Here is a 24,427-nt window from a genome sequence, read left to right as displayed (position 1 = left end):
GGCCATCTCAGCCCCACACCCTAGCGAGGGACACATACGCGACGCATATGTGTGGGGACTCCCGGGTAGCGACGATGGTTGCACGCGTGGCTGTGCATGCGGGTGCGTCTACCCCGCCTCAGCCGGGATACGGCGGAAATCTACCGGCCAGCTCCCGCACTTCTTCACGCGCCTTCTGGCTTTCCGCCTCCGCTCGCAGCACCCGCGCCAGCAACCCGGCCAGCCACGCCATCTCCTCCTCCCCCATGCCCTGGGTGGTCACGGCCGCCGTGCCGAGGCGCAGGCCGCGGGCGTCGCCGTGCGGCAGCGCGCAGCAGTCCAGCACGATCCCGGCCGCCGCGAGCCGGCCGCGCGCGCCGCGGCCGTCGACGCCGAGCGGCGCGGGGTCGGCGGTGATGAGGTGGGTGTCGGTGCCGCCCGTGGTGACGACCAGTCCCTCCGCGGCCAGCCCGGCCGCCAGGACCCTCGCATTGGCGACCACCTGATGGGCGTACGCGGTGAACGCGGGTGTTGCCGCCTCGCCGAACGCTACGGCCTTGGCGGCGATGGTGTGCATCTGCGCCCCGCCCTGGGTGAACGGGAAGACGGCGCGGTCGACGCGCTCGGCGAGGTCCGCGCCGCACAGGATCATGCCGCCGCGCGGTCCCCGCAGCACCTTGTGCGTGGTCGCGCAGACGACGTCGGCGTACGGCACGGGACTAGGCGCCGCTCCCCCGGCGACGAGCCCCATCGGGTGGGCGGCGTCGGCGATGAGGTACGCCCCGACGTCGTCGGCGACCTCGCGGAAGAAGGCGTAGTCGATGTGCCGGGGGTAGGCGATGGACCCGCACACGATCGCCTTGGGCCGGTGGGTGTGGGCGAGGGTGCGCACCTGGTCGTGGTCGATGAGCCCGGTCTCCGCGTCGACGCCGTAGGGGACGAAGTCGAACCAGCGGCCGGAGAAGTTGGCGGGCGAGCCGTGCGTGAGGTGTCCGCCGTACGGCAGCCCGAGGGCGAGCACGGTGTCGCCGGGCCGCAGCAGGGCGGCGTACGCGGCGAGGACGGCCGAGGAACCCGAGTGGGACTGCACGTTGGCGTGTTCGGCCCCGAACAGCAGCTTGGCCCGCTCCACGGCGAGCCGCTCGGCGACGTCGACCATCTCGCATCCGCCGTGGTATCGGGCGCCCGGATACCCCTCCGCGTACTTGTTGGCGAGCGGCGACCCGAGAGCCGCGAGCACGGCCGGCGACGTGAAGTTCTCGGCGGCGATGAGCTGGAGCGTCGTCGACTGCCGGTCGAGCTCCCCGAGCAGGATGTCGGCGAGCTGCGGGTCCTGGCGGCGCAGGACGTCGGCCTCGATGGCAGGGGTGACCGTCATGGTGGGCTCCGGGCGTGCGTCGACGGTGACGTACGTCCAATGTAGGCCCGGTACGTCAGGGGCGCCCGGTTGTTACGCCCTTGCAGTTACTCCGGTGAGCGCCGTGACGACAGGATCCAGCGCCTCGTGTATCTCGTCCCCCACCGACCGGAAGAACGTCAACGGCGCCCCGTACGGGTCGTACACCTCGTCCGCCTCCGCCGTCGGCGCGAGCAGCCACCCGCGTAGAGCAGCCGCGGCGCGCACCAACGCACGCGCGCGCGTCACCACGCCGTCCTCCAGGGGCGGCGTCGCGGGGACCCATCCCCGACGCGCCCCTCGCACTGCTCGGCCCTGGCGGGCCTCCCAGGCATCGGGACGCTGCGGCGGACTCCGTCCGCCGGCTTACCCCGCCCGCACTCAAGCGCGCGCAGGAACCCCCGTCAGCGCCGTGACCACCGGATCCAGCGCCTCGTGTATCTCGTCCCCCACCGACCGGAAGAACGTCAACGGCGCCCCGTACGGGTCGTACACCTCGTCCGCCTCCGCCGTCGGCGCGAGCAGCCACCCGCGTAGAGCAGCCGCGGCGCGCACCAACGCACGCGCGCGCGTCACCACGCCGTCCTCCAGGGGCGGCAGCGTCGCGGGGTCTATCGCCTTCACCAGGCGGGTGAACTCCTTGAGGGTGAAGGTGCGCAGGCCCGCCGAGTGGCCCATGGAGATGACCTGGGCGCGGTGGTCGCGGGTGGCCGTCAGGACCAGGTCGGCGCGGATGACGTGCTCGTCGAGGAGCTCGCGGCCGACGAAGCCGGAGGCGTCGGCACCGAAGTCGGCGAGGACGGTCTCCGCGTTGGCCTCCATGGGCGCGCCCTCGTGGCCCCAGGTCCCCGCGCTCTCCACGATCAGCCCGCCGCCCAGCACACCGAGCCGCTGCGCCACGAAATGACGGGTCAGCCGCTCGGTGATGGGTGAGCGGCACACATTGCCGGTGCTGACGTGGAGGATGCGGAAGCTGTCGCGCGGGAGCCCGACGAAGGTGGTCGTGATCTCCGCGGCACGTTCCCCGTTGCCTATGCCACGCCCCGCCTCAGGGGCTGTCAATTCGCCACCTCGAGGTCGGGTACGACCTTCCGCAGCTCGTCGGCCGAGATGGCACCCTCACGCAGCAGGAGCGGGACCTCGCGGGTGACGTCGACGATCGAGGAGGGCACGTTGCCCGGGGTCGGGCCGCCGTCGAGGTAGACGGACACCGAGTCGCCGAGCATCTCCTGCGCGGCGTCACAGTCCTCCGGCGCCGGGTGCCCGGTCAGGTTCGCCGAGGACACCGCCATCGGGCCGACCTCCGTCAGCAGCTCGATGGCGACCGGGTGCAGTGGCATGCGCACGGCAACCGTGCCCCGGGTGTCGCCCAGGTCCCACTGCAGGGACGGCTGGTGCTTGGCCACGAGCGTCAGCGCGCCCGGCCAGAACGCGTCCACCAGCTCCCAGGCCAGCTCGGAGAAGTCGGTGACGAGACCATGGAGCGTGTTCGGGGACCCGATCAGCACTGGGGTCGGCATGTTGCGGCCCCGCCCCTTGGCTTCCAGCAGGTCGCCAACGGCCTCCTTGGAGAACGCGTCGGCGCCGATGCCGTACACCGTGTCGGTCGGGAGGACCACGAGCTCGCCACGGCGGACGGCGGACGCGGCCTCACGCAGACCGGTCGTGCGGTCGGTCGCGTCGTTGGTGTCGTATCGCCGTGCCATATCTAGCGGGCCTCCTCGTACACGTACTGCGGGGATGAAGTTCTGCGGGCGGTCACGGCAGCGCCTTGCGGGCGGTCGCGAACCTCGGGCGGTTGTTGAGGTCGGGGTGGTCCGCCGCGTCGGCCCAGCCCCGCTCCTCGGTGAAGATCCACGGCACCTGGCCGCCCTGGGTGTCGGCGTGCTCGATGACGACGACACCGCCGGGGCGCAGGAGCCGGTGCGCGGTGCGCTCCAGTCCGCGGATGAGGTCGAGGCCGTCCTCCCCGGAGAACAGGGCGAGTTCGGGATCGTAGTCCCGCGCCTCGGGAGCGACGTACTCCCATTCGGTGAGCGGGATGTAGGGCGGGTTGGAGATGACCAGGTCGACCTGGCCGTCGAGGTCGGGGAAGGCGTCGAGGGCATTGCCCTGACGCAGGTCGACCCTGGACCCCGCCACGTTCTTCCGCGTCCACACCAGGGCGTCCTCGGACAGCTCGACGGCGTGCACGCGGGAGCGCGGGACCTCCTGGGCGAGGGCGAGCGCGATGGCGCCGGAGCCGGTGCACAGGTCGACGATGCAGGGCTCGACGACGTCCATGGCGCGCACGGCGTCTATGGCCCAGCCGACGACCGACTCGGTCTCGGGGCGGGGCACGAACACGCCCGGCCCGACTTGGAGTTCGAGATAGCGGAAGTAGGCCCGCCCGGTGATGTGCTGCAGCGGCTCACGCTGCTCACGGCGGGCGATGACCTCCCAGTAGCGGGCGTCGAAGTCCGCGTCCTTCACGGAGTGCAGCTCGCCCCGCTTCACGCCGTGCACGAACGCGGCGAGCTCCTCCGCGTCGTTGCGCGGTGAGGGCACGCCGGCATCGGCCAGCCGCTGGGTGGCCTGTGCCACCTCCGCGAGCAGCACGCTGCGGGGGCTTTGGGGTCGCCCCCCAAAAGATTGCTGCACGCAAGTCCTCCGTGTCGTACTCGTACGTGCGTACGTCCCTTACGTCGTTACGCGGCCGCCAGCTTCGCCGCCGAGTCCGCGTCGACGCACGCCTGGATCACCGCGTCGAGGTCGCCGTCCAGGACCTGGTCCAGGTTGTACGCCTTGAAGCCCACGCGGTGGTCCGAGATGCGATTCTCCGGGAAGTTGTAGGTGCGGATCTTCTCGGAGCGGTCGACGGTGCGGACCTGGCTGCGGCGGGCGTCCGCGGCCTCCTTCTCCGCCTCCTCCTGCGCAGCGGCAAGCAGCCTGGAGCGCAGGATACGCATCGCCTGCTCCTTGTTCTGCAGCTGGCTCTTCTCGTTCTGGCAGGAAGCGACGACTCCGGTCGGAATGTGCGTGATGCGCACGGCGGAGTCGGTGGTGTTGACGGACTGACCACCCGGGCCGGACGACCGGTACACGTCGATGCGCAGATCGTTCGGGTTGATCTCGACGTCGATCTCCTCGGCCTCCGGCGTGACCAGCACACCGGCCGCGGAGGTGTGGATACGGCCCTGGGACTCGGTCGCGGGCACGCGCTGCACGCGGTGCACACCGCCCTCGTACTTCAGCCGCGCCCACACGCCCTGACCGGGCTCGGTGGCGCCCTGGCCGCCCTTGGTCTTCACCGCGACCTGGACGTCCTTGTAGCCGCCCAGCTCGGACTCGGTGGCGTCGATGATCTCGGTCTTCCAGCCGACGCGCTCGGCGTAGCGCAGGTACATGCGCAGCAGATCGCCGGCGAACAGGGCCGACTCGTCGCCGCCCGCGCCCGCCTTGATCTCCAGGATCACGTCCTTGTCGTCGCTGGGGTCGCGCGGGACCAGCAGGAAGCGCAGCTTCTCCGTCAGCTCCTCGCGGTGCTTCTCCAGCTCCTTGACCTCGGCGGCGAACTCCGGGTCGTCGGCGCCAAGTTCACGCGCGGTCTCGATGTCGTCGCCGGTCTGCTTCCAGGAGCGGTACGTGGCGACGATCGGGGTGAGCTCGGCGTAGCGCTTGTTCAGCTTGCGCGCGTTCGCCTGGTCGGAGTGGACCGACGGGTCGGCGAGCTTCTTCTCCAGGTCGGCGTGCTCGGCGACGAGTTCCTCGACGGCCTCGAACATCTTGGGCTCCTGTGTGCGTACGGGGGTGAAGTGGGCGGCGACCAAAAACGCCGGTCCCGGCGCGCCTGAGTAGGGCGCGGCCGTGGACCGGCGAATTGGGGCTCGCTACTTCTTGGAGCCGGCAGCAGCCTTGCCGAAGCGGGCCTCGAAGCGGGCCACACGGCCACCGGTGTCGAGGATCTTCTGCTTGCCCGTGTAGAACGGGTGGCACTCGGAGCAGACCTCGGCACGGATGGTGCCGCTGGTGATCGTGCTACGGGTGGTGAACGACGCGCCACAGGTGCAGCTGACCTGCGTCTCGACGTACTCGGGGTGGATGTCGCGCTTCAAGGTGTCTCCTACTGTTTCGGGAGGGCGCCGGGTCGCTGCCGCGGGGTGCGGGAGCGTGAACCGGAGCCGACGTACCAGTCTGCCAGGACTGGGGCCATCCCCCAAAACCGGGGGTGGCTCTTGTTTGTTCCCTGCGGGCCGGTGGGGGCTTGTCGCGCCCACGCGGCGGAGCCGCACATCGATACAGCCCCGCGCCCCTAGGCGGCGTTCACGACACCCTTGGCATCGCCGGTCGCGGTGCCTTCGGTTGCCGACTTCGGGATCGCCCTGTCGTTCTTCAAGGCGTCCCACACCAGCCGAGCCTTCTTCTTCTCAACCAGCACCCGGTTCGGGTCCGCCGGGTCGTACTGGACCGGCATCGTGACCATGGTCATGTCCTTGGAGCCGATGCCCTTCAAGCCGTTGGCGAAGGACATGAGCTTGTTGACCGTGCCGAGGTCGGAGTCGGTGGTCACGGCGTTGGTCGCGGTGTCGGCGAGGTCGTAGAGCTTCTTCGGGTTGCCGAAGAGGTTGACGTCCTTGACCTGGTTGATCAGCGCCTTGATGAAGGCCTGCTGGAGCTGGATGCGGCCGAGGTCGGAGCCGTCGCCGACGCCGTGGCGGGTGCGGACCAGGCCGAGGGCCTGCTTGCCGGTGAGGTCGTGGGTGCCGGCCTTGAGGTTGAGGTGGCTGTCGGGGTCGTTGATGTCCTTGGTGGTCTTGACCGTGACGCCGCCGAGCTCGTCGATGAGCTTCTGGAAGCCGGAGAAGTCGACCTCGAGGTAGTGGTCCATGCGGATGCCGGTGAGGGACTCGACGGTCTTCACCGTGCAGGCCGCCCCGCCCGTGGAGTACGCCTCGTTGAACATCACGCCGGACGCGGCGTCATGCGTGTCGCCGTTGGTGTCCGTGCATTCGGGGCGGTCGACGAGGGTGTCGCGCGGGATGGAGACCACGCTGGCCTTCTTGTGGCCCTCGTAGACGTGCACGATCATCGCCGTGTCCGAGCGGGCGCTGCCGTCGTCGGCGCCGCCGCCGAGCTTCTTGTTGCTGCCGGAGCGGGTGTCCGAACCGAGGACGAGGATGTTCTCCGAGCCGTTGTCGACTTTCTCCGGCCGGTCGGTGCCGAGGGCCTGGTCGATGTCGACGCTCTTGAGGTTGCCGTTGAGCTTGAAGTAGAGGTAGCCGGCTCCGGTGCCGCCCAGGACCACGATGCCCGCGGCCGTCCAGGCCATGATCAGCAGGCCCTTGCGCCTGTCGCGGGGCTTGCGGCGGCGGCCCTTGGCGCGATGGCGCGGGCGGCTGGTGCCGGTCTCACCCGGTATGCCGGGCTCCGGCGTGCTCTCGGCGGACACTGTGCTCCTCGGTTCTCGTCCGGTCGGTTACCCCCTGCTTTCGCGGTCAGGCCTGGTCGATTACGACCCGTACCGCACCATCGTCACCCCGTCCCGTCAGACGGGGAAACCCGGGAAAGGGTTGCACAACGGACGGTGCCCACCGCCTGAGGACGATGGGCACCGTGCGTAGTCGGTGAAATCGGGTGTACCGCTCTCACCTGCTGGTTCAGCCGAAGATGTCGTACTGGTTGTGATCGGTGCCGACGGACTTCGGTGTGGCGAAGATCTCGCTGGTGGCCTTTCCGGTGCCCGGGTACAGGTAGAGCGTGCCGGAGGAGTTGCGGGCCAGGAAGTCGGCCTTGCCGTCGCCGGTGACGTCACCGACGGCGTCGAAGCCGGTGTAGCTCGCCCACGTACGCACCTTGATCCGGGTGGAGAAGGCGCCAGTGCCGGCCTTGCCGGTGCCCTTGAACAGGTAGATGTAGCCACCCGTCTTGCTGCGCGCGATCAGGTCGGTCTTGCCGTCGCCGGTGAAGTCGCCGTGGCCGCGCAGGGAGTTGTACTGGTTCCAGCCGGAGCCGACCTTCACGCGGGTGCCGAAGGTGCCGTTGCCGTTGCCCGGGTAGATCCACAGGTAGCCGGCGGAGTCGACCGAGAGCAGGTCGGGCTTGTAGTCGCCCGTGACATCACCCGGGACGACGATGCGCGTGCGGCTCGCCCAGTTGTCGGCGATCTGCTTGGTGGCCCAACTGCCGCTGGACTGCACGTAGTGCGCCCAGAACAGGTCGCCGTCGGAACTGCGCCGGAACAGCAGGTCCTGGTAGCCGTCGCGGTCCAGGTCGGTCTGCAGCACGAGGTTGACGCCGCTCCAGTCGCCCCACGACACGCGCGCGGCGAACGAGGTGCCGTTGGAGTCCTTCGAGTAGCCGGTCCTGGTGGAGGCGTTGCGCAGCCACAGGTCGGCCCGGTGGTCACCGCTGATGTTGGTGTCGTCCAGCCGCGGGTAGGCGGCACCGACGTAGCTGCTGACCTTGGAGAAGACGCTGTAGGCGCCCTCGGCGACGCAGTCCTGCACACCCCAGGAGACGACACCGACGATCCGGTTGTTCACGACGAGCGGCCCGCCGGAGTCACCGTTGCAGGCGGAGGTGGTGCCGCTGTCGCTGCCGCTCGCCGGGTTGCCCGCGCAGACCATGTGGCCCTTGATGAACTCGGTGCCGTAGTAGCCGGTGCAGGTGGTGTCGGACTGGATGGGCAGCGTGGCCGTCTTCAGCGTCTGCGAGATGTCCTGGTTGGTGGAGCTGGTACGGCCCCACCCGTAGACCTTGGCGCTCGTCCCCGCGGCGTACGAGGCGGTGTCGCCGGACGTCGTCATGCGGATCGGCGCCGCCTTGACCGCGTTGGCCAGCGTGACGACGGCGATGTCGTTGTCGATCGTCGTCGCGTTGTACGACGGGTGGTTCCACTGCCGGTGCGGCAGGGTGACGGTGCCGCCGTGCAGGTCGGTGTTGCCGGCGTCGTCGGTGGTCGGCAGCTGGGCGGTGCCGGTGACGACGGCGCCGTAGTTGTACCAGTCGTAGCCCTTGACGCAGTGCGCGGCGGTGAGGATCTTCGTCGGCGCGACGACGGCGCCCCCGCAGAAGAACCCGATGTCGTCGGCCTCGTCGGTGGTGCCCTGGTCGTCGTAGTACCAGAGCTGCGCCATCCAGGGCGCCGAGGTGATGGTGGTCTCGGTGCCACCGATGACCATGGGGCTCACGGTGGAGTCCCCGGAGGGGCCGCTGGTGCTCGCGCTGTACGACGACTTCTGGGCCGTCTCCCCCGCGGTCTCGTCACCCTCGACGGCACCCGCGACGCGCCGCTCCAGCTCGGCGAGCGAGGCCGAACTGGTGGCAGGCTTCACGGTCGGTTTCGGCAGCGCGGTGGCGGCCCCCGCGGACGAGGTCAGCAGCGCGGCGGCAACGGCGGCGGCGACGCCTGCGGCGGCAACGGGCAGCCCGAATCGCATCCGGCGTCTGTGACGACCGCTGCCGGACAGGGTGGTGGTCAAGAAGGTCCCCCCCAGAGGCACAAGAGTAGGAAGGGGCGCATGGATACGCCCGTTCCTATCAGCGCCAAAAGGCCGCCCTACGTCACTGAATGACGTAGGGCGGCCTTAACGCCCTCAGGGCGCGGGGCTGTCTTGAATTTTCGGCACCGCCGCGTGGGCGCGACCAGCCACGAACTACCCGCAGCCGACCACCAGCCGACAACTCAACGGCGACTAGTCACCATTGCCCGGCATCGGCGTCGTCTTCTGAATCTGCAGCAGGAACTCGGCGTTCGACTTCGTCTGCTTCATCTTGTCGAGCAGCAGCTCGATCGCCTGCTGCTGGTCGAGCGCGTGCAGCACCCGCCGCAGCTTCCAGACGATGGCGAGCTCCTCGTTGCCGAGCAGGATCTCTTCCTTACGGGTACCGGACGCGTCCACGTCCACCGCCGGGAAGATGCGCTTGTCGGCGAGCTTCCGGTCGAGCTTGAGCTCGGCGTTGCCCGTGCCCTTGAACTCCTCGAAGATCACCTCGTCCATGCGGGACCCGGTGTCCACCAGGGCGGTGGCGAGGATCGTCAGCGAGCCGCCGTCCTCGATGTTCCGCGCGGCACCGAAGAAGCGCTTCGGCGGGTACAGCGCGGTCGAGTCGACACCACCGGACAGGATGCGGCCGGAGGCGGGCGCGGCCAGGTTGTACGCACGGCCCAGACGCGTGATGGAGTCCAGCAGGACAACCACGTCGTGCCCGAGCTCGACCAGCCGCTTCGCACGCTCGATGGCGAGCTCGGCGACCGTCGTGTGGTCCTCGGCCGGGCGGTCGAAGGTCGAGGAGATGACCTCGCCCTTGACCGACCGCTGCATGTCGGTGACCTCTTCCGGACGCTCGTCGACGAGGACGACCATCAGGTGGCACTCGGGGTTGTTGTGCGTGATCGCGTTGGCGATGGCCTGCATGATCATGGTCTTGCCGGTCTTCGGCGGGGCCACGATCAGACCGCGCTGGCCCTTACCGATCGGCGACACGAGGTCGATGATGCGGGTGGTCAGCACGCCCGGGTCGGTCTCCAGGCGGAGCCGGTCCTGCGGGTACAGCGGGGTCAGCTTGTTGAACTCCGGGCGGCCACGGCCGTGTTCGGGCGCCATGCCGTTGACGGAGTCGAGGCGGACCAGCGCGTTGAACTTCTCGCGCCGCTCGCCTTCCTTGGGCTGACGGACCGCACCGGTGATGTGGTCGCCCTTGCGCAGGCCGTTCTTACGAACCTGGGCGAGGGAGACGTACACGTCGTTGGGACCCGGCAGGTAGCCCGACGTACGGATGAAGGCGTAGTTGTCGAGGATGTCCAGGATGCCCGCGACGGGGATCAGGACGTCGTCCTCGTTGATCTGCGGCTCCGCGCTGCCCATCTCGTCGCGGCCACGACGGCCACGGCGGTCGCGGTAACGCCCGCGACGGCCACGCCGGCCGCCCTCGAAGTCGTCGTCGTCCTGCGGGGCGTTGTCGCGCTGACGGTCCTGACGGCCGCCGCCCTGCTGCTGGCCCTGCTGGCGGTCCTGACGGCCGCCCTGCTGATCGTCGCCCTTGCGGCGGTCGCCACGGTCACCGCGGTCACCGCGGTCGCCACGGTCGCGGTCCCGGCCGCGCTCGCGGCGGTCGCGACGGCGGCCCTCGCCGCCCTCACCGGCGTCGCCCTTGGCGTCACCCTGCTGGGCCTGCGGCTGCGCGGGCGTCTCGGCCTTCGGCTCGCTCTTCGCCTCGGCGGCGACCGTCTCGGGGGCGGCGGCCGCGGGGGCACCGGCCTCGGCGGTGGCGCGGCGACGGCGGCGCTCGGCCGGGGCGTCGTCGCTGGCCGGCTGGCCGGGGATCTCGATCTGCTGCTGGGCCACGGCCTTCTCGGCGGGGGCCTCAGCCGCCTTCTCCGCCTTCTTGTCGGCGGCGGCCTCGTCGCCCGTACGGGCCCGGGAGGTGGCGCGGCGCTTCGGCTTGGTCTCGGTGGCGGCGTCGGCCTTCCCGGCCGGGGCACCCCCACCCGCCTGCGCCTCCTTGATGACCTCGATCAGCTGGCTCTTGCGCATACGCGCGGTGCCCCTGATTCCGAGGCCCGAGGCGACCTGCTGCAGCTCGGCCAGCACCATGCCCTCGAGGCCGGTACCGCGGCGCCGCCGGGAGCCGGCACCGGTGGCAGGCGCGGAGGCGTCCGTGGCGGGCGCGGCAGCGGTCTCCTCGACACGTGCGCCCATCAGATCGGTGGTGTCGCTCACGAAGGGTCCTTCCCTGGAGCGGACGTCGGCCTGTCTGGCTCGGCGACCGGTTGTGCTGTCCGGCTTCGGTCCCTGGTGTGTGGACCGTGCCGGGGCGGTGGTCCGCCAAAGCGGCGGAGGAAATATCTGGTGATGGCGCTTCCCAGAGCTGTGGCACTCAGTGTCTGTGTCACTCGGCTCGGTCGCGCCGGTTCCGGAGCGTGCCCGGCAAGTCGCTCAGTGCCCGCGTACGAGGTACTGCCCGCGTACGTCGTACGAAACACAGTGCGGCTTGGGAGGCTCCCGGAAGAATGTCTGTCCCGGACGGGGACACGAAGCACCTCGCCATGGTGGGGTCGGGTGCAGACTTGAGGTTAACACTACCGGATCCAACAAACATTCCCCCTCTCGAAATCCGGCAACCGCAGGCTTTTAAAAGTCACCGGAGGGTGCGAGCGGCAGCACGCTCGCTCCTTGGGCGTCGAGGTCGAGCCGGTTCGCGGCCCACCCTTCGCCTGCCAGATGGGCCACCTTGTCGGCGCTTTCCTCGTCGGCCAGTGCCAGCACCGTGGGGCCCGCGCCGGAGATGACTGCCGGGACCCCGTCGGCCCGCAGCCGCTCCACCAGCGCCGCGCTCTCGGGCATCGCGGGCGCGCGGTACTCCTGGTGGAGACGGTCCTCGGTGGCGGGCAGCAGCAGCTCGGGGCGCCTGGTCAGGGCCTCGACGAGCAGGGCGGCACGGCCCGCGTTGGTGGCGGCGTCGACGTGCGGCACGGTGCGCGGGAGCAGGCCGCGCGCGGTCTCGGTGAGGACCGGCTTTCCGGGCACGAAAACCACCGGAACGATGGAATCGGCGGGATCCATCCTGATCGCTCGCGCGGCGCCGCCCTCCATCCAGGAGAGGGTGAATCCGCCGAGCAGACAGGCCGCCACGTTGTCGGGGTGGCCCTCGATCTCGGTGGCGAGCTCCAGGAGGGCCGCGTCGTCGAGCCTGGCCTCGCCGCCTATGGTCACGGCGCGCGCGGCGACGATGCCGGCGCAGATGGCGGCCGACGAGGAACCGAGGCCCCGGCCGTGCGGGATGCGGTTGGCGCAGACGATCTCCAGGCCGCGCGGCTGGCCGCCCAGCAGATCGAAGGCGGTGCGCAGGGAGCGTACGAGAAGGTGGTTTTCGTCACGCGGCAGCGTCTCGCTGCCCTCACCCGCGATGTCGATGTGCAGCCCGGAGTCGGCCACCCGGACGACGACGTCGTCGTAGAGCCCCAGCGACAGGCCGAGGGCGTCGAAGCCCGGGCCGAGGTTGGCGCTGGTGGCGGGGACGCGCACCCGGACGGCGGCGGCGCGGAAGGCTGGACCGGCCATCGCTCGATGACTCTCCTTGAGCTGCGTGATTGTCGAAGACATTCGATGACGTACGAGAACCCCTGGGCCGCTCACCGGGCCACGGAGACGGCGCGGCACCGAGCCCCATGCGGAGGCATATGCGGCGGGCGGGTTCAGTACAGCCTATCGAAGGTAGGTTCTGTGGCGACATAGGGCGCACAGGAGGCGCACGATGCGTGTCGTATGCCCCCTGTGCACCCCCGTAGGGAAGTTCCCCAGGTAAGCGCCCTCTTACTCGCGCACGCGAGCCCCGTACGACGGGGCGTCGCGCCGCTACGACGGGGTGTGGCCCCGCTTACGCCAGCCCGAGCCGCTCGGCCGCCGTGGCCGCGTCGACCGGGACGGTGACGGGCTGCGGGGCGCCGGCGACGGCCCAGTCGGGGTCCTTGAGGCCGTTGCCGGTGACGGTGCACACGATTCGCTGGCCCGGGTCGACCTTGCCCTGCTCGGCGGCCTTCAGCAGACCGGCGACGGACGCGGCGGACGCGGGCTCCACGAAGACGCCCTCCTGCGCGGCCAACAGCCGGTAGGCGCGCAGGATTTCACGGTCCGTCACCTCGTCGATGAACCCGCCGGACTCGTCCCGCGCGGCAAGCGCGTACTGCCACGAGGCCGGGTTGCCGATGCGGATGGCGGTGGCGATGGTCGACGGGTCCTTGACGACCTCGCCGCGCACGATCGGGGCACTGCCGGAGGCCTGGAAACCCCACATCCGGGGGGTCTGCTTCGAGACACCGTCGGCGGCGTACTCCTTGTAACCCTTCCAGTACGCGGTGATGTTGCCCGCGTTGCCCACCGGCAGGACGTGGATGTCGGGGGCGTCCCCGAGCATGTCCACAATCTCGAAGGCCGCCGTCTTCTGACCCTCGATACGCACCGGATTGACCGAATTGACCAGCGCCACGGGGTAGTTGTCGCTCAGATCTCGGGCGAGCGTGAGGCAGTCGTCGAAGTTGCCGTCGACCTGGAGGATCTTCGCGCCGTGCACCAGCGCCTGGCCCATCTTGCCGAGCGCGATCTTGCCCTGCGGGACAAGAACGGCCGAAACCATTCCCGCGCGTACGGCATAAGCGGCGGCGGAGGCCGAGGTGTTGCCGGTGGAGGCGCAGATCACAGCCTTCGCGCCCTCCTCCTTGGCCTTGCTGATGGCCATGGTCATACCGCGGTCCTTGAAGGACCCGGTCGGGTTCGCACCCTCCACCTTGAGGTGGACCTCGCAGCCCGTGCGCTCGGAGAGCACCTGCGCGGGCACGAGGGGCGTGCCGCCCTCGCGGAGCGTCACGACCGGCGTGGTGTCGGAGACGGGCAGCCGGTCCCGGTACTCCTCGATGATTCCGCGCCACTGGTGGGTCATTGCTGGTTACTCTCCTTCAACCCGCATGATGCTGGCGACACCCCGCACGGTGTCGAGCTTGCGCAACGCCTCCACGGTCCCGCCGAGGGCCGCGTCGGACGCGCGGTGGGTGACGACGACGAGGGAGGCCTCGCCGTCCTTGCCCTGCTGGCGCACCGTATCGATCGAGACACCGTGCTCCGCGAACACGGTCGCCACCTGGGCGAGAACACCCGGTTTGTCGGCGACGTCGAGGCTGATGTGGTAGCGCGTGACGACCTCGCCCATGGGCGAGACGGGCAGGGCGGCGTACGCCGACTCGCCGGGCCCCGTTGCCCCGCTGAGCCGGTTGCGGCAGACGGCGACGAGGTCGCCGAGCACGGCGGACGCGGTCGGGGAACCGCCCGCGCCGGGGCCGTAGAACATGAGCTGGCCGGAGGCATCGGACTCCACGAACACGGCGTTGTACGCGCCGCGCACGGAGGCGAGCGGGTGGCTCAGCGGAATCATGGCGGGATGCACGCGCGCGGTGACGGACGCACCGTCCCCGGCCCGCTCGCAGATGGCGAGCAGCTTGATGGTGCAGCCCATCTCCTTCGCGGAGGCGAAGTCGGCCGCGGTCACCTCGGTCATGCCCTCGCGGTAGACGTCGTCGAGACGCACGCGCGTGTGGAAGGCGATACCGGCGAGGATGGCAGCCTTGGCGGCGGCGTCGAACCCCTCGACGTCGGCGGTGGGGTCGGCTTCGGCGTACCCCAGGGCGGTCGCCTCGTCGAGGGCCTCCTGATACCCGGCGCCGGTCGAGTCCATCTTGTCGAGGATGAAGTTGGTCGTCCCGTTGACGATGCCGAGCACCCGGTTGACCTTGTCGCCGGCGAGGGACTCGCGCAGCGGGCGGATCAGCGGGATGGCACCGGCGACGGCGGCCTCGTAGTAGAGGTCCTTGTTGTTCGCCTCCGCCGCCGCGTGGAGGGCGGCCCCGTCCTGGGCGAGGAGCGCCTTGTTGGCCGACACGACCGAGGCGCCGTGCTCGAAGGCGGTGGTGATGAGGGCGCGGGCGGGCTCGATGCCCCCGATCACCTCCACCACGACGTCGATGTCGCCGCGTTTGACGAGGGCGGTGGCGTCGGTGGTGATGAGCGCGGGGTCGATGCCCTCACGGACCTTGGACGGCCGCCGTACGGCCACGCCCGCGAGCTCCACGGGCGCCCCGATCCTGGCGGCGAGGTCGTCGGCGTGCGTCGTCATGATGCGCGCCACCTCTGAGCCGACCACTCCACAGCCCAGCAGCGCCACCTTCAGCGGACGCGTACGCATCATCCGACCTCGTTTCCTCATACCGTCTACGGTTGCACCAGTCTCACTCACCGGACGGGAGTTTCTGCCCTTCGTCCGGATCGTGAGACATCTATTTCATTTGTACGGGGGTGAAAGACAGGAGATCTTCCACCCCCGGTCCTTCCCCGGTCCTTCGCCGGTCCTTCCCCGGCCCGTCCCCGGTCCTCTTCGGGGTTACCCGACGTCGAGACGCAGGAGGTCCTCCTCCGTCTCCCGGCGGACGATCACCCGGGCCTCGCCGTCGTTCACGGCGACGACGGGCGGCCGAAGCACATGGTTGTAGTTGCTGGCCATGGACCGGCAGTAGGCACCCGTGGCCGGTACGGCGATGAGGTCACCCGGTGCCAGGTCGGCGGGAAGGAAGGCGTCCTTCACGACAATGTCGCCGCTCTCGCAGTGCTTGCCGACGACGCGCGCGAGCATGGGCTCGGCCTCGCTCGTCCGGGACACGAGGGCGACGCTGTACTCCGCGTCGTAGAGCGCCGTGCGGATGTTGTCGGACATGCCGCCGTCGACGGAGACGTACGTCCGCAGCCCGTCGAGGGGCTTGATGGTGCCGACTTCGTAGAGCGTGAAGGCGGTCGGGCCGACGATGGCACGCCCGGGCTCGACGGAGATCCGCGGGGTCCGCAGCTTGGCGGCCTCGCACTCACGGGTGACGATCTCGGTGAGCGCCTTGGCGATCTCGTGCGGCTCACGGGGATCGTCGTCACTCGTGTACGCGATCCCGAGGCCACCGCCGAGGTCGATCTCGGGCAGCTCGACGCCGTGCTCGTCACGGATGTCCTTGAGGAGGCCGACGACTCGGTGGGCGGCGACCTCGAAGCCGGACATGTCGAAGATCTGCGACCCGATGTGGGAGTGGATCCCGATGAGCTCCAGCCCGTCCAGCTTCAGCGCACGCCGTACGGCCTCGGCGGCCTGCCCCCCGGCGAGCGGGATACCGAACTTCTGGTCCTCGTGCGCCGTGGCGATGAACTCGTGCGTGTGGGCCTCGACCCCGACGGTGATACGGATCTGGACGCGCTGCCGCTTGCCCAGGGACTGGGCGACATGCGCGACCCGCACGATCTCCTGGAAGGAGTCGAGGACGATCCGTCCGACGCCGGCGTCGATGGCCCGGGTGATCTCGTCGACGGACTTGTTGTTGCCGTGGAAGGCGATGCGGTCGGCGGGCATACCGGCGGAGAGGGCGGTGGCGAGCTCACCACCGGAGCACACATCAAGATTGAGCCCCTCCTCGTGCAGCCACCGCACGACGGCACGAGACAGGAACGCCTTGCCGGCGTAGAAGACGTCGGCGTCGGCCCCGAAGGCACTGCGCCAGGCACGCGCGCGTGCCCGGAAGTCGGCCTCGTCGAGGAAGTAGGCCGGGGTGCCGTGCTGCTCGGCGAGCGTCTTCACATCGATACCGCCGACGGTGACCACACCGTCGGCATTCCGGCCGACGGTCTGGGCCCACACCTTGGGGTCCAGGTCGTTGAGGTCGGCGGGCGGGGCCGAGTAGTGGCCCTCGGGAAGGACGTCGGCGTGACGGGGCCCGGCGGGGTGTGCGGAACGGCTCATCGGTCTTCTCTTCGGCTCTCTCAGATGTGGTCGGGTGCGTCGATGCCGAGCAGGGACAGGCCACCGGCCAGCACCGTCCCGGCGGCTTCGGCAAGAGCGAGCCGGGCACGGTGGGCGGCCGAGGGTTTCTCCGCACCGCGTGGGAGAACGGCGGGCAGGAGAGGCAGGACGGCATCGGCGACGCTGACGAGGTGCCGGGCGAGACGGTCGGGGGCGCGGTCGGCTGCCGCCTGAGCGAGGACTCGAGGGTGGTCGGCGAGCAGGGCGGTGACGTCGTGCCGTACGTCCCCGGCCTCCGCGGCGAAACCCAGGTCGGCGGCGTTACGGCCGAGGGCCCGGGTGCGGGCGTGCGCATAACGGACGCGGAAGAGAGGGTTGCTCTCGCGCTGGACGAGGTGCTCGTCGGTGATACGGGGCCGGTCGTGGGCGGCGGGGTGGAGGAAGGCCCAGCGGGCGGCGTCGCGGCCGAGGGGGAGGGGGTTGACGGGGGCGGGCACCGGGCGCACGGGGTAGTGGGGCAGGGCGGGCCGCTGCCGGTTGGGCTGGTTGGGCTGGTTGGGCTGGTTGGGCTGAGCGTCGATACGCAGGCCCAGGATGTCGACCCATTCCGGCGGGAGCTCGGCCTCGCAGCGGGTGTGGACGCAGGCGCCCTGTGACCGCAGGATCCGCGCGAGGGCGTCCATCACGACGACGGCCCGTACCTCCCGTGGACAGACCAGCTGCACGAAGTCCGCGGAGGGGGCCTGCGCGTGCCCATACCGGGTGCCGCGCCGCAGGATCTCCTCGACGACTGCGGCGGTGACGGTCTCCCCGAGGCTGATGTTGAGGAACCCGGGCCCCGTGATGACGACGTCGGCGACGCCGTCGCTGCCGAGCAGGTGGGCCTGGAGAATCCCGGCGACGTCGCGCGGCGGCTGTCCGGCCGGGCGGGCGAGCTGGAGAGCGATGTTGGTGGCGTAGTCCCCACAGCCCCCGGGCCCGGGAGCCGTGACCACGGCACGCTCCGGCACGGCGACGCGCAGCTCCCCCTCGTCGACAGCACGACGCACCGCGCGCAGCACGGTACGGGAGAGCTCGACGGGGGTCACGGGACAAGCGTATGGGAGGAGGGGGGTGGGTATGCGAACGGGTTTGGCGGGGTCCCGCGATGTGGACGGCGTTGGGGGTTGACGGTCGCGGTGGCGGTGCCGAGTACGGCCGGGGCGCGCTGCGGAGCCGGGGGGGTGGGCGGTGCCGGCCGCAAAAGTCACCGGCGTGTCAGCCGGCGGTATGCCTCGGAGCCGACGCAGAAGTCACCGGGGTGTCAGCCGGCGGTGCGCCCGGCGGCCTCTTCTGCCCCGAAGACGCTGCCGAGGACGGCCTGGTCATCGCCCCGACCATCGCCCCGGCCGTCACCCTCACGGTCGCGCTCTCTGCCCAGTTCCCCGCTCCGCGCCCCCGCCCTTTCGTTCACCCTCTCCCCACTCCTCTTCCCCTCGAGCAACCGCCGTACGAGGCTGACGAGTTCGGCGGGCTCGAAGGGCTTGGCGAGGAAGGCGTCGACGCCGACATCGAGGCCGCTGTCGATCTCGTACTGGGTGCAGGCGCTGACGATGGCGAGGGGAAGATCGCGGGTACGGGGGTCGGAGCGCAACCGCGCGGCGGTGCGCAGCCCATCCAGCCGGGGCATGACCACATCCAGGGTGATCACATCGGGCCGCACCCGATGAACGACATCCAGACACTCGGCACCATCGGCCGCGGTCACGACCTCAAGCCCCTCGAGCTCGAGATTGACCCTGATCAGCTGCCGGATGACCTTGTTGTCGTCCACAACAAGCACCCGGCCCGACGCGCCTGGCACAACTCGAGAGTAGGTCCGGACCGGCCACCGCGTCCGGGTTTTCCCCACTTCCACCCCCTGCGGGCGAGCCACCCCAGGTAGCGCCCGGTGCCACCACCCGGAAACCCGTTCATGAACACCCCACCGAAGCTGGTAGGGTTCTACCCGTCGCCGCCAAGCAAGGCGCCCGACACGCCCCCGTAGCTCAGGGGATAGAGCAACGGCCTCCGGAGCCGTGTGCGCAGGTTCGAATCCTGCCGGGGGCACTCGCCAGTCAGCCAGCAAAAATCAAGCTCTGACCAGGGCGAATGCCGACATGAGAGAGCGGGAGTCAGTCTCACTGGCTCCCGCTCTTTCTCGCTCTCTCTCAGTGGTCGCGACACACCTCCGACACACTCGGTGAGTCCGCGTCTCCCTTACCCAGGTCGCTTCCCGGCCCTGGACAGACGAGGGCAGGTTTCGACAGGAGGCGCTGATTCGGTACTCGGCCCTCCCCGTGCATCCTGCACTCCCGCGGAACGCCCTATTGCCTGGTCGTCGCCCACTTGGCGTGTCCGAACGAAGCCTCTAGGGTCGTTGTCAGAGGTGCCTGCTTCACTTGACCTCTGAACACCACGAGGGAGCACCCATGACCACCCTGATCCGCACGACACCTGCGGAACTCGTAGCTCAACGGGAACGCCTGCTCGCAGAGGTGCACATGACCTTCGAGGAGCTGCGCGACCGAGCTGAGAATTACAGCTTGAGCAGCGACGAGCTTGACGTCTGGCACACCATTGAGGGCATCGACTACCTTCTCAATGGTGAGTGCTGAGGAAGCTACGCTCGATGAAAAGGCGGCCGAGTTCGCCGATACGCTGACAGACCTTACGCGGGGAGTCCTCGGTCAGGACTCCCCGCGTTTTTCTGCCCTGAACGTTGGGAACCGCATCAGGGTTGCACCCCTAGCCGCTGATGGCCGAAGTATGCGCATCCCTATAAAGATCGACGGTGAGAGGTGTCTAAGCCTCCACGTTCAGCACTTCTGCTGCTGGGACGGCCCGAACATGTACCTCGCAGCCGATCGGGCTGACGTACATGTCTTCTTCGAGGGCGTGCAAGATCCATTGCTTCGCTATGAGTACCTGCGCCACTCAAAGAATCCCCCGGGGGCCCACTTGCAGGTGCATGCCCACCGAGACGAGATGGCCTATCTACTCCGCCTCGCCGAAAAGAAAAAAGGCAGGCCGGCGGCGATGATGCGGAAGGGCAGGCTGCCTCGGCTATCAGAGATGCACCTGCCAGTCGGCGGCCACAGGCTGAGGCCAGCGCTTGAAGACGTGCTACTGCTGCTAGTCCGAGAGTTCGCCATCGATGTTGAGGACGGATGGGACACCGTCCTAGACCAGCACCTCAGGAGGTGGCGCGTGCTGCAACTCAAGTCCGCGGTTCGCGACGCTCATGAGTCTGCTGCCGAGACTCTGCGAGAGATGGGTTATACCGTCGAGCCGCCCAAAGATATGGAACCTCAACGAGTGGACTCTCGCCTCTACTGGCCCTGATCCACTCTCCCTGGGATCCGCTGTACTACAAGAGGCTGGCCTCTGGGAAGCTTTGCTCCATGGATGCTGGACTAGCTGCGGTACTGGGTGCGGTAGCAGGCGCCTTGGCGACTACAGGAGCCGCTCTGGCTACCGGCTGGGCCGCGCGCGAGCAGGCCAAGATCGCGGCTCGAGCCGAAGACCGACGCCAGAGGCGAGAACCACGAAGTGATATTTACCGACAGTTCATCGATGTCGCCACGGACATGGAGTACCACACGCAGCATGGGTCGCTCGTTGATGAGCCTGAAGAAGACTCGGAAATCATGGACCACTACGCCGCAATGCTGGAGCGGACTGCCAATAGGGTGCGAGAGGCGTGGATCGAAGTCGCATTGGCAGGGCCAGCGCAAGTTGAAAAAATAGCTGGCGAGATCGCCCAAACTTCCAAGGGGCTGGCCGAACTTGCTCGTGCCCGCGCCAATGGGTCGTCGTTCCACCTAAGCCCCTACTTCCCTGGGGCGCTGACGCATTTAGTCCAGGATTTCATAGGTGCCGCGCGGGAGGCCCTTGGCGATGACGGAACAGAGGCGCGAGTCCGTAACCGGCAGTAGGGGGCTGCCTACACAGCCCCCTACTGCCGGTCATTCCATTTCCCCTTCTTCTTTCAAAGCCTTTGTGATCTTGGCGTTGGCGGCTTCCTCATGGCCGTCAATGCAGCCGTGATATCGGCGGTGGATCACCTCTGGCGAGTTGCCGACCCGCCGGGCCACCTCAGCGATGGGCACTCCGGCGTTCAGCCACCGTGTGATGCAGGCGTGTCGCAGGTCGTAGGGGCGCCCGGCCAACGGCGAGTCGATCCGCTCAGGAGGAAGCGCGTACTCCCGCGCTTCCTCCCACACTCGCCAGTAGGTGGATGAGCCGACCACTCCCCCGCGCTCGTTCCCGAACACGCGCCCTTCCTTGGCGGTCCCGAACTCCTTCAGGTGCGCTCGGAGGATCGCGACCAGTACAGGCGGGATGGGGACTGGCCGGTCGGTGGATGCCTCGCGTGCCTTCAGGCCCCGGCGGTCGTGGCGCTCCCCGGAGTCGGTCCACTGCTTGCCGGAGACGGGGCGTGTCTCCCGCAGGGTCAGCGTGCCCCAGCCCTTCTCTGGCAGGTGGCAGTCCGACAGCCGTAGCCCGACCGCCTCAGCGGGCCGAAGCCCCGCGTAGTACAGGACCGCATAGAAGGCGACCAGACGCCGCCCACGGCAGCGATCCCACGACCCGACGTAGGAGACGGACGTGAGCAACTGCCGTGCTTGTATGGGGTTCACCAGGACTCGCGTGTCCACCACGTCGTTGGAGCCGACGCGCTTGCGGCGGGTCCGCTGAAGTGGGTTCTCCGGGAGCTCCCCCGTGGCAACGGCGTGTTCGAGAGCGGCGTTCAGGGCCCGTCGGCGCCGCTTGTACGTGTCGCCTGCGGCCGGGGTGCCGTCCAGCTTGTAGCTGACGCGGTACAGCACGTCCTCGAACACCTCGGCGTCGGCAAGGTCGCCCAAGGGCCGGTCGGTCGTGGTGACCCAGTCGTACGCGGCCTTGAGTTCGGCCGGCGGGTCCTCCCCCTCGTTCGCGGGCACGATCCCCCAGCGGAAGGCCAGCCGCAGCAACTCATCCTTGGGAGCGCCGTCCCCGCGCTTGACCATGGCCAGCGTCACGGCCGCGAGACCGTCCGCCATGCCCTCACGGGTCTTTGCCGCAGCCGTGCGCCACCGCCCGGCCACGTACTTCCGGCAGAACTCGAACCAGCGCAAGGGCGGTTCGGTGTCCGCTGCTTCGGCGGCTTCGGCCGCTGCGCGCATCTCGGACTCAGGCAGTCCGGATTCGATCTCGAACGCTTCACCGCGCCGGTTCATGGCCTGCCACAGCTCGGATCGTCGGCTTTCCGCGAGAGCGGACGTGGTGAAGGTGTCGCCGTGCACTCGCCCTGCTACCACCCACCGGAGGCGCCACGGGCGGGATTTGCGGCCGGTCTTGGACACTTTCCACAGCTTGACGTCGAAGGAGTAGCCCGGCCGGGCCGACCCGCGAGGACGCCCGGCAGGGGTGTCGTTCTCAGTGCTCACGCAGCGTCCTCCCGCTCCGCAAGCCATCGCTCGTACTCAGACCGCCGGATCCGCACGTCGCCGTTCGGGAGCTTGATTGAGCGGGGTGCCTTCCCGAGCTGGCGCCACCGGTAGAAGGTCGACGGGGCGACCTTCAGATCAGCGATGACCTCCTTGAGGGTCATCTTTTCGTCCCGCGTACGGGCGCTCATTCCGCCATCCCTTCGGCTTCGTCCGCACCGGACAGGCCGGACAGCTCCAATTCCGACTGTCCGGGGTATTCGTGCTGGTCAGGTGGGGTAACCGGACAGCCGGACAGTGCGGACACCTCTTGGGTGCCCTGTGTCCGGGTCTCGGTGTCCGGGTAGTACCGGCCGCCGGGGTCTTTGGTGAGCTGTCCGGCGTCGGCCATGCGGTTGCAGGTGCGGCGGATTGTGTCGAGATCGACGTGCGGCAGCTCGCCCGCCATGTCCTTTGGCTTGGCGCCGGGGTGGGCGCGGACGTAGCGAAGGATCGTGGCGCGGGTGTCGCTGACGGTGTGGTCGGTGACCGGGCCGTCCAACAGGTGCCAGGCGCCGGAGGCGGGTTGGAAGCTGAGGGCGTACTCGGCTTCGTCGACGTCGCGGCCGGTGACGTGCAGGATGCCGTCCGCCTGCCCGCGGGCCCGCTTCAGTACGAGCGTGGCGTCCGCGGCTCCGGCGATGCCGTTGGTGCCGGACACCTCGGTCAGGAAGTCCTCCGAGCCTGCCTTGCGGACGTGGTGGACCAAGACGACGGCCACGCCGTAGTGGTCCGCGAGTCGCTTGGCGTAGCCGACGGCGACGTAGTCCGCGTCGTATGCCGACACCCCTTGCGGGGCCTGGCCGCGCATTTTGGCGAACACGTCGATGACGACCATGCGCGCATCAGGGTTGCGCTCCAGCCACTGGGCGATGGCCTCGGTGCCGCCCTGGGGGAAGGGCGGGCATTCGGTGACCAGGGTCAGCCCGGCGGGGGCTGGCTGGCCTCCAAGGATCTTGCCCATGCGGGTCTGGAGACGGCGTGGGGTGTCTTCCAGGGCGAGGTAGAGCACCGGTCCGCCCTCGACGGGCACGGAGTCGAACGCCTTGCCTCCGGCCGCGACGGACAGGCCCAGTCCGAGGGAGAGCCAGGACTTGCCGACCTTGGGCGGTCCGGCGAGCACGTTGACGCCCTCGGCGAGGATGCCTGGCACGGCCCATTTCGGCTCGGGGAAGTGCGCGGCCATGAGCTGATCGGCCGTCCATGCCGTCCGGGGGCGCTCCCGCTTCGGCGGCGCCTCAGGGACCGGTCCGGGGTCGCTGGGCACGGAGTACAGGTGCAGGGGCGGGATGGGGTTGGTGCTCATGCCGCGACCGTCCGGGGGCGCCGTGCTCCGGCCCGCAGACCGGAGGCGATGGTGCGCCGTGCCTCGCGCTCGCCCTGGCCGACTTGGAGCGCGGCTGTGAGGAGCCAGCCGGTGACGTCGGCTTCGCTCAACTCGCCTCCGGCCACGAGCTGTCCCAGGGCGACCGCGGCGATGTAAAGGCTGTTGTTGTGCTCGTGCGGGCCGGAGCCGGTGACCCGCTGCACCTCCCCGTTGATCGCGGAACGGAGGAAGGCGGTGCGCCGTCCGCGGCCGGTGAGGGCAACCGTGATGGGCGTCTGCGGGGGCAGCGGGGCCGGGCGCAGGAGTTCGGCGAGCCAGCCAGGCAGGGGCGCCACGGGGGCGTTGTTGGCGACCTCGTACGGATGTGTGGCGAAGGTGCTGCCCGCGCCGACCACGAGTCCGCCCCACGCGCGGGTGTCGACCTTCCAGCCCAGCCCGCGGGCGCTGTCCCCGGCGGTGTTGCGCAGGGGCTCGCCCTCGGGGGCGGCGAAGTACAGATGGATGCCGCCGCTCCACGTACGCACGGTGTAGGTGTCGGCGGGGAAGGGCTGGCCGTGGCGCTCGCAGAGCACGGCGAGCACGTCGGCGCCGTCGGTGACGCCGTGCTCGGCCCAAGCGGCCGGCGGGGTGTCGCCGGGGTGCTTGGGCCGATCCAGGTCGATGACGACCAGGCCGGAAGGGCCGGTGGCGATGCCGACGTTGAAGGCAGCGACGGACCACGCGCGGGTGATGCGCTCAGGGTCCGTGGTGGCGCGGGTCTCCCAGTCGGAGACGGCCGGGCGCTTGTCGCCGGGGATGAGGGGGAAGACGCACCAGTCACGCGACCCCGCGTCCAGCGCGGCGGTGAGCTGGGCAGAGCCGTCCGGGTACGGCATGCTGGGGTTCTCCTGTTCTGTCTACCGATGGGCAGGGAGAACCGCGGCGGCGGGCGACCTT

The 24,427-nt window shown here is 69.5% G+C and carries 22 protein-coding genes, 1 tRNA gene and 1 pseudogene; 4 read left to right on the top strand and 20 right to left on the bottom strand.

The annotated features are described in order from the left end of the window. Positions 1-118: 118 nt before the first annotated feature. The 16 genes and pseudogenes from glyA to ACQEV2_RS29075 form a co-directional block, all read right to left on the bottom strand. Complete coding sequence (gene glyA, locus ACQEV2_RS29150) at positions 119-1,357, bottom strand: serine hydroxymethyltransferase (protein WP_433047753.1); 1,239 nt, start codon at positions 1,355-1,357, stop codon at positions 119-121. A 72-nt stretch (positions 1,358-1,429) separates the two neighbouring features. Beyond that, positions 1,430-1,654 (bottom strand): annotated as a pseudogene (locus tag ACQEV2_RS29145) (protein-tyrosine-phosphatase); the annotation flags it as partial. 102 nt (positions 1,655-1,756) lie between these two features. Further along, positions 1,757-2,437 (bottom strand): protein-tyrosine-phosphatase, encoded by a 681-nt coding sequence (locus ACQEV2_RS29140; RefSeq protein ID WP_433047750.1) that lies wholly within the window; start codon positions 2,435-2,437, stop codon positions 1,757-1,759. Then, complete coding sequence (locus ACQEV2_RS29135; protein WP_433047747.1) at positions 2,434-3,081, bottom strand: L-threonylcarbamoyladenylate synthase; 648 nt, start codon at positions 3,079-3,081, stop codon at positions 2,434-2,436. The genes ACQEV2_RS29140 and ACQEV2_RS29135 overlap by 4 nt, the downstream gene beginning before the upstream one ends. Before the next feature lie 52 nt (positions 3,082-3,133). Continuing rightward, on the bottom strand, positions 3,134-3,973 hold the full coding sequence (gene prmC, locus ACQEV2_RS29130) for a peptide chain release factor N(5)-glutamine methyltransferase (RefSeq protein WP_433047744.1): 840 nt from the start codon (positions 3,971-3,973) through the stop codon (positions 3,134-3,136). Between the two features lie 89 nt (positions 3,974-4,062). Next, complete coding sequence (prfA, locus tag ACQEV2_RS29125) at positions 4,063-5,139, bottom strand: peptide chain release factor 1 (RefSeq protein WP_433047741.1); 1,077 nt, start codon at positions 5,137-5,139, stop codon at positions 4,063-4,065. Positions 5,140-5,244: 105 nt separating this feature from the next. Then, positions 5,245-5,469 (bottom strand): 50S ribosomal protein L31, encoded by a 225-nt coding sequence (gene rpmE / locus ACQEV2_RS29120; protein ID WP_062155333.1) that lies wholly within the window; start codon positions 5,467-5,469, stop codon positions 5,245-5,247. Between the two features lie 197 nt (positions 5,470-5,666). Next, on the bottom strand, positions 5,667-6,803 hold the full coding sequence (locus ACQEV2_RS29115) for an LCP family protein (RefSeq protein ID WP_433047737.1): 1,137 nt from the start codon (positions 6,801-6,803) through the stop codon (positions 5,667-5,669). A 208-nt stretch (positions 6,804-7,011) separates the two neighbouring features. Beyond that, positions 7,012-8,793: a trypsin-like serine protease gene (locus ACQEV2_RS29110; protein WP_433054862.1), complete on the bottom strand. Its 1,782-nt coding sequence runs from the start codon at positions 8,791-8,793 to the stop codon at positions 7,012-7,014. A 255-nt stretch (positions 8,794-9,048) separates the two neighbouring features. After that, entirely contained in the window at positions 9,049-11,076 is a 2,028-nt protein-coding gene (gene rho / locus ACQEV2_RS29105) for a transcription termination factor Rho (protein ID WP_433047734.1), read from the bottom strand. 411 nt (positions 11,077-11,487) lie between these two features. Further along, complete coding sequence (gene thrB / locus ACQEV2_RS29100) at positions 11,488-12,417, bottom strand: homoserine kinase (protein ID WP_433047731.1); 930 nt, start codon at positions 12,415-12,417, stop codon at positions 11,488-11,490. A 316-nt stretch (positions 12,418-12,733) separates the two neighbouring features. Then, complete coding sequence (gene thrC / locus ACQEV2_RS29095) at positions 12,734-13,792, bottom strand: threonine synthase (RefSeq protein WP_433047728.1); 1,059 nt, start codon at positions 13,790-13,792, stop codon at positions 12,734-12,736. 6 nt (positions 13,793-13,798) lie between these two features. Next, complete coding sequence (locus ACQEV2_RS29090) at positions 13,799-15,088, bottom strand: homoserine dehydrogenase (RefSeq protein ID WP_433054859.1); 1,290 nt, start codon at positions 15,086-15,088, stop codon at positions 13,799-13,801. Positions 15,089-15,283: 195 nt separating this feature from the next. Beyond that, positions 15,284-16,675, bottom strand: coding sequence for a diaminopimelate decarboxylase (lysA, locus tag ACQEV2_RS29085; protein WP_433047725.1), 1,392 nt, complete (start codon positions 16,673-16,675; stop codon positions 15,284-15,286). 20 nt (positions 16,676-16,695) lie between these two features. Beyond that, a complete protein-coding gene (nrtL, locus tag ACQEV2_RS29080) occupies positions 16,696-17,763 on the bottom strand; it encodes an ArgS-related anticodon-binding protein NrtL (protein WP_433047722.1) in 1,068 nt (355 codons plus the stop codon). Between the two features lie 215 nt (positions 17,764-17,978). After that, the gene (locus tag ACQEV2_RS29075) at positions 17,979-18,566 is read right to left on the bottom strand and encodes a response regulator (protein WP_433054856.1); all 588 of its coding nucleotides are present in this window, start codon (positions 18,564-18,566) and stop codon (positions 17,979-17,981) included. A 125-nt stretch (positions 18,567-18,691) separates the two neighbouring features. Here ACQEV2_RS29075 and ACQEV2_RS29070 point away from each other — a divergent pair. The 4 genes from ACQEV2_RS29070 to ACQEV2_RS29055 all read left to right on the top strand — a co-directional run bounded on the left by ACQEV2_RS29070 (position 18,692) and on the right by ACQEV2_RS29055 (position 20,631). Beyond that, a tRNA-Arg gene (locus ACQEV2_RS29070) sits at positions 18,692-18,763 on the top strand. Between the two features lie 362 nt (positions 18,764-19,125). Then, on the top strand, positions 19,126-19,311 hold the full coding sequence (locus ACQEV2_RS29065; RefSeq protein WP_433047719.1) for a hypothetical protein: 186 nt from the start codon (positions 19,126-19,128) through the stop codon (positions 19,309-19,311). After that, positions 19,298-20,038: a hypothetical protein gene (locus tag ACQEV2_RS29060; protein ID WP_433047716.1), complete on the top strand. Its 741-nt coding sequence runs from the start codon at positions 19,298-19,300 to the stop codon at positions 20,036-20,038. Before ACQEV2_RS29065 ends, ACQEV2_RS29060 begins: the two co-directional genes overlap by 14 nt. A gap of 245 nt (positions 20,039-20,283) precedes the next feature. Then, positions 20,284-20,631: a hypothetical protein gene (locus ACQEV2_RS29055; protein WP_433047713.1), complete on the top strand. Its 348-nt coding sequence runs from the start codon at positions 20,284-20,286 to the stop codon at positions 20,629-20,631. A 30-nt stretch (positions 20,632-20,661) separates the two neighbouring features. Here the strand turns inward: ACQEV2_RS29055 and ACQEV2_RS29050 are convergent, their stop codons facing one another. The 4 genes from ACQEV2_RS29050 to ACQEV2_RS29035 are packed head-to-tail and all read right to left on the bottom strand — an operon-like array spanning position 20,662 to position 24,366. After that, positions 20,662-22,125, bottom strand: a complete 1,464-nt coding sequence (locus ACQEV2_RS29050) for a tyrosine-type recombinase/integrase (protein WP_433047710.1) — start codon at positions 22,123-22,125, stop codon at positions 20,662-20,664. Next, positions 22,122-22,316 (bottom strand): helix-turn-helix transcriptional regulator, encoded by a 195-nt coding sequence (locus tag ACQEV2_RS29045; RefSeq protein ID WP_433047707.1) that lies wholly within the window; start codon positions 22,314-22,316, stop codon positions 22,122-22,124. Before ACQEV2_RS29045 ends, ACQEV2_RS29050 begins: the two co-directional genes overlap by 4 nt. Beyond that, complete coding sequence (locus tag ACQEV2_RS29040) at positions 22,313-23,470, bottom strand: AAA family ATPase (protein ID WP_433047704.1); 1,158 nt, start codon at positions 23,468-23,470, stop codon at positions 22,313-22,315. The genes ACQEV2_RS29045 and ACQEV2_RS29040 overlap by 4 nt, the downstream gene beginning before the upstream one ends. Then, positions 23,467-24,366, bottom strand: a complete 900-nt coding sequence (locus tag ACQEV2_RS29035) for a bifunctional DNA primase/polymerase (protein WP_433047701.1) — start codon at positions 24,364-24,366, stop codon at positions 23,467-23,469. The genes ACQEV2_RS29040 and ACQEV2_RS29035 overlap by 4 nt, the downstream gene beginning before the upstream one ends. Between the last annotated feature and the right edge of the window lie 61 nt (positions 24,367-24,427).

This window comes from Streptomyces sp. CA-251387, assembly GCF_050936625.1.
In the GTDB taxonomy this organism is placed as follows: domain Bacteria; phylum Actinomycetota; class Actinomycetes; order Streptomycetales; family Streptomycetaceae; genus Streptomyces.
Note: the sequence above shows the minus strand (reverse complement) of the source record. Positions and strands in the feature narration are given on the sequence as shown.